General features: G+C 64.3%; 4 protein-coding genes and 1 pseudogene. 2 read left to right on the forward strand and 3 right to left on the reverse strand.

The genetic code is table 11. The annotated features are described in order from the left end of the window. Positions 1 to 607, forward strand: a 607-nt coding sequence (locus QZY44_RS00595) for a response regulator (protein WP_295440747.1), incomplete at its 5' end; no start/stop codon positions are given. Between the two features lie 151 nt (positions 608 to 758). Here the strand turns inward: QZY44_RS00595 and QZY44_RS00600 are convergent. Together QZY44_RS00600 and QZY44_RS00605 are read right to left on the reverse strand one after the other, a co-directional pair. After that, the gene (locus QZY44_RS00600; protein WP_295440750.1) at positions 759 to 1,262 is read right to left on the reverse strand and encodes a DoxX family protein; all 504 of its coding nucleotides are present in this window, start codon (positions 1,260 to 1,262) and stop codon (positions 759 to 761) included. Positions 1,263 to 1,271: 9 nt separating this feature from the next. Next, positions 1,272 to 2,006: a hemerythrin domain-containing protein gene (locus tag QZY44_RS00605; protein WP_295440753.1), complete on the reverse strand. Its 735-nt coding sequence runs from the start codon at positions 2,004 to 2,006 to the stop codon at positions 1,272 to 1,274. 198 nt (positions 2,007 to 2,204) lie between these two features. Between QZY44_RS00605 and QZY44_RS00610 the strand changes: the two are divergent. After that, positions 2,205 to 3,557, forward strand: a pseudogene (locus tag QZY44_RS00610) (IS1380 family transposase). A gap of 221 nt (positions 3,558 to 3,778) precedes the next feature. Here the strand turns inward: QZY44_RS00610 and QZY44_RS00615 are convergent. Beyond that, on the reverse strand, positions 3,779 to 4,039 hold a 261-nt coding region (locus QZY44_RS00615), incomplete at its 5' end, for a hypothetical protein (RefSeq protein WP_295440756.1).

A 4,039-nucleotide genomic window follows, 5' to 3' on the forward strand; every position in this document is an offset into this window, starting at 1 on the left:
CCAATTGCTCGGCGGAGCAATCACCGTGGTGGAAACGCGCCCGGGTGCGGGCACGCGCATGCGCGTCACCGTACGGACCGGGCCGCTCAACGATGTCAAGATGATCGAAGACCCCCGTACCGCCACCGTGCTTGCGCCGGACAAGACCGAGCCTGCGATGGGAGCCGACGAGGTAGCCCTGCACGGCCGCCGCATCCTCCTGGCCGAGGATGGTCCGGACAACCAGCGTCTCATCGCCTTCATCCTGACGAAAGCCGGAGCGGCGGTCTCGGTCGTCGAGAATGGCCAGCTCGCTGTCGAGGCCGCGCTGACGGCCCGCGACCAAGGGCATCCGTTCGATGTCATCCTGATGGATATGCAGATGCCCGTGATGGACGGCTACGAAGCCACGGGCCGACTCCGCCAGGTGGGATACCCCGGCCCGATCATCGCCCTCACCGCACATGCCATGGAAGGCGACCGGCAGAAGTGCTTAGACACCGGCTGTGACAGCTACGCCACCAAGCCGATTGACCGAAATAAGTTGATCGAGGCGATCCGGCGGCACACGTGCAAGGATGCTGTTCCGAGCGACACTAACCTGAGCAGCATCGGTCTCTCTCGGTAAGGCTCTGCGCACCGCCGCCGGAATGCAGTCTCGCCCTCCGTCAGCGCGATGTCGGCGGCGGGGGCCGCCGAAGACGGTTGGACCGAGGCGCAGAAACAAAACGGCCAGTCGCTGGAGTTCACCGCGCCGGCTGGACGCGGGCAGCGCGCCCTCAGGCGGAAGCGTCGACTCCAGCTCTTGGAGACCGAGTTCGGGTCAACAGCGTGTCCAAGGAGGCTGCCCCGCCGCCGACGATGAGGAGGAAGATCAGTCCGAGCAGCATGGAGAGATCGGTGCGCCCCTCGTGTAGCGCGCTCCAGAATCCGTATCGCGCCAACTTCGGCAGCGTGAACGTCCCGAAGTCATGCCCCAGGAGGATGGGAATCTTGGTCGACAAGATCGCCACCGAAATGTTGATCAGGAGCGGAATCGCCGCGACGCGCGTCCCGAGCCCGAGCAGGAGCAGCGAGCCACACACTATTTCGACAACTCCCACGAAGGGCGCCATGACTTGCGGTGCCGGAATACCGATTCCCGCGAACCGGCCCGCTCCCAGCGCGGCGGGAAGCAGGAACTTTTGAATACCCTCAGTCAGAAACACGCCACCAACCAGAATACGGATCAGAATCGTCGCCCGGGCCGCGTGCGTTTGCAGTAGCTGGTTTGCAAGCGTCATGCCCCGCTCCTATGCCTGTGGCGTGAACTGGCCCAACTCATAGATACCGAGCGACTTTTCGATCGTGGCCACTTCATCCACGGCCTTCTCGAACCCGTCGGCACCAAACAGAGCGTGCTCTTTGTTTTCAAACTCCTCGCCCAGCGCGTCGTATTCGCCCGGCGGGACGATCGTGCGAAACGCTGGAAACAGGATCGTGTCCTCACGCGCCTCGTGCGGACGGTACATGCGGTTGAACGCCCGCAGCGAATCCGCGAGCTTGCGGCGCTCCTCGGGTTTCTTCAGCGCCGCCGCGTTTGCCGCCTGCTTGATCTGGTCCGTCAGATGGCGCCCGGCTTCGTGCTGCTTGACCAGCACGTCCACTAGCTCGACCAGCCGGTTAGCTTTGCGGAAGCGCGGAAACAGGTGCTCCTCTTCGAGCTTCTCGTGGTAGTCCTCGACAAACCGGCGGATCAGGTCCGCCGCCTTGGCCAGTGGCTCGGGCGACAGCTCGGCCCCGGCCTCGATCCGTCGCATCGCCTCGTCGTAGATGAGCAGAACACGATTCAGAACCCCGTGCTCGCGCATCAGGTCCTCGGCCGGTGAGACTTCATCGGCGTTTCCCTCCTTCTTGGCGGCCTGACTCGCCTGTGAGGATGGACCAGCCAGACTCGGTCCGGCGAAGCCCGTCAGCAACAGTCCGCCGGAAGCCATCGCGGCACTCTTCAGGAAGGTTCGCCGATCTCCATCGTATTCGTGCGCCATGTTGAAGCTCCTCGTGTGCGGAGGTTGGTTGATCGGTTCATGGCTATGTCCGCCGATATCGTCTGTCGATACCGGCGCTCGTTATCTTAGCCCGGATATTTCACGAGCGCGAGCCTGGCTGGACAAAGCGATGGCCTCCGGGCCTTGTAAACTGGGCATTCGCTGAAGATTGCCTGGTGCAAGGTAAGGAGGCCATTCGTGACAGAGTGTAACCGGCAGGGGCTCCTGTTTTCCAGCCTGGGACGTCAGCAAGTTCAGGCCGATTTTGCCGGCGGTACGCTCACCTCGGACGCCGGCGGCCTTCTGCTGCGCGAGGTCGATCGCCGTTGCGGCCTGATCGACGCGCTGGCCGGTTGTCTGACCGACCCTCGCGATCCGAGCCGCATTACCCACGAGCTGCGGACGATGCTGGCCCAACGCATCTACGGCCTGGCGCTGGGCTATGAGGACCTCAACGACCACACCACCCTGCGGCAGGATCCGCGGTTCGCGATTCTGGCCGATCAACGCCCCGACCCCCAGCAGCCCCTGGCCAGCCCCCCGACGCTCTGCCGGCTCGAGAATCGCGTGACCCGCGCCAGCCTGGCCCGCCTGGCCGGCGTGCTGGTCGAGCGATTCATCGCCTCGTTCGACACGCCGCCGGAAGAACTGACGCTCGACTTCGACGCTACCGACGACCCGGTCCACGGCACGCAGGAAGCCCGCTTCTTCCACGGCTACTACGACCACTACTGCTTCCTGCCGCTGTAGGTCGTCTGTGGTTCGCGTCTGCTGGTCGCCTACCTGCGGCCCAGCAACATCGACGCCAGCCGGCATACCCGCCCCATCCTCAAGCTGCTGGTCCGGCGACTGCGTCAGGCCTGGCCCAAAGTGCGGATCATCCTGCGCGGCGACTCCGGCTTCTGCCGCTGGAAGCTGATGCGCTGGTGCGAGCAAAACCACGTGTTTTACGTTCTGGGCCTGGCCCGCAACCAAGTCCTGGAACGGCAGGCCGCGCCCTTCATGGCCGCGGCGAAGACACAATTTGAGGCCACTTCCCGGAAGGTGCGGAATTTCCACGAGGTCCGTTACGCCGCCAAGACCTGGGACCACCAGCGCCGCGTGATCGTCAAGGCCGAACACCTGCCCGAGGGCCCCAACGCCCGCTTCGTGGTGACGAATCTGCTCCGGCTCGGTCCGGCCCGCATCTACGACGAGTTGTACGTGGCCCGCGGCGACATGGAGAACCGCATCAAGGAACAGCAGCTGGCGCTGTTCGCCGATCGCACTAGTTGCCATGCCTTCCTGGCCAACCAGTTCCGCGTATTGCTCTCCGCGGCGGCCTACGTGCTGATGGAGACCCTGCGGCGTACGGCCCTGCCGGACACCGAGCTGGAACAGGCTCAAGCCGGGACGATTCGGCTCAAGCTTCTCAAAATCGCCGCCCGCGTGGTGACCAGCGTGCGCCGCATCGTCCTACATCTCTCCTCGGCCTACCCGCTCGCGGACGTGTTCGCCCGCGTGCTCGCGCGGCTCCACGCCCCATATCTCCTCCCACCCGCCCTCAGTTAACCCCGCCACAACTCGACCCCCGGTGGGGGTAAGGGGGAACTTCGCGCCGCCTGACCGATTGGCGCGCCAAAGTGCACGCGCAACCCCACCACGCCTTTCTCTCGCCGATCAACCTCGCTCTGATGAAATATGCGGGCTAGCCCCCGAAGTCATGGAATGAAAAGACCGGCCGAATGAAGTAACGGGAGCTCTGCCGCGGCTTCATCCGCCCGATGCCGGCGTCACGGTCCGGTGAAGCCGCGCTGGAAGGCGGCAAAATCCCCGAGATCCACATCCTGGTCGCTGTCATTGTCGAAGATCCAGGAGTTGGTCGTCGGGCAGCAGTTGCCGGGCCCGGTCATGACGGCGGCGAAGGCTTCGAAGTCGATCATGTCCACATTGCCGTCGTCGTCCCAGTCGAAGGGCACGGCGCGAATCCCGTGCGCCAGCGCGCAATCGAAGGTGTTAGGGCAGAAGAAGTAATCCAAGGCTGTGACGTTGTC

The organism is uncultured Thiodictyon sp., assembly GCA_903837595.1.
Lineage (GTDB): Bacteria > Pseudomonadota > Gammaproteobacteria > Chromatiales > Chromatiaceae > Thiodictyon.

Excerpts from the sequence above, each read along its gene's own strand:
- QZY44_RS00600 (WP_295440750.1), bottom strand. The coding sequence starts at position 1,262 with ATGACGCTTGCAAACCAGCTACTGCAAACGCACGCGGCCCGGGCGACG.
- QZY44_RS00605 (WP_295440753.1), bottom strand. The coding sequence starts at position 2,006 with ATGGCGCACGAATACGATGGAGATCGGCGAACCTTCCTGAAGAGTGCC.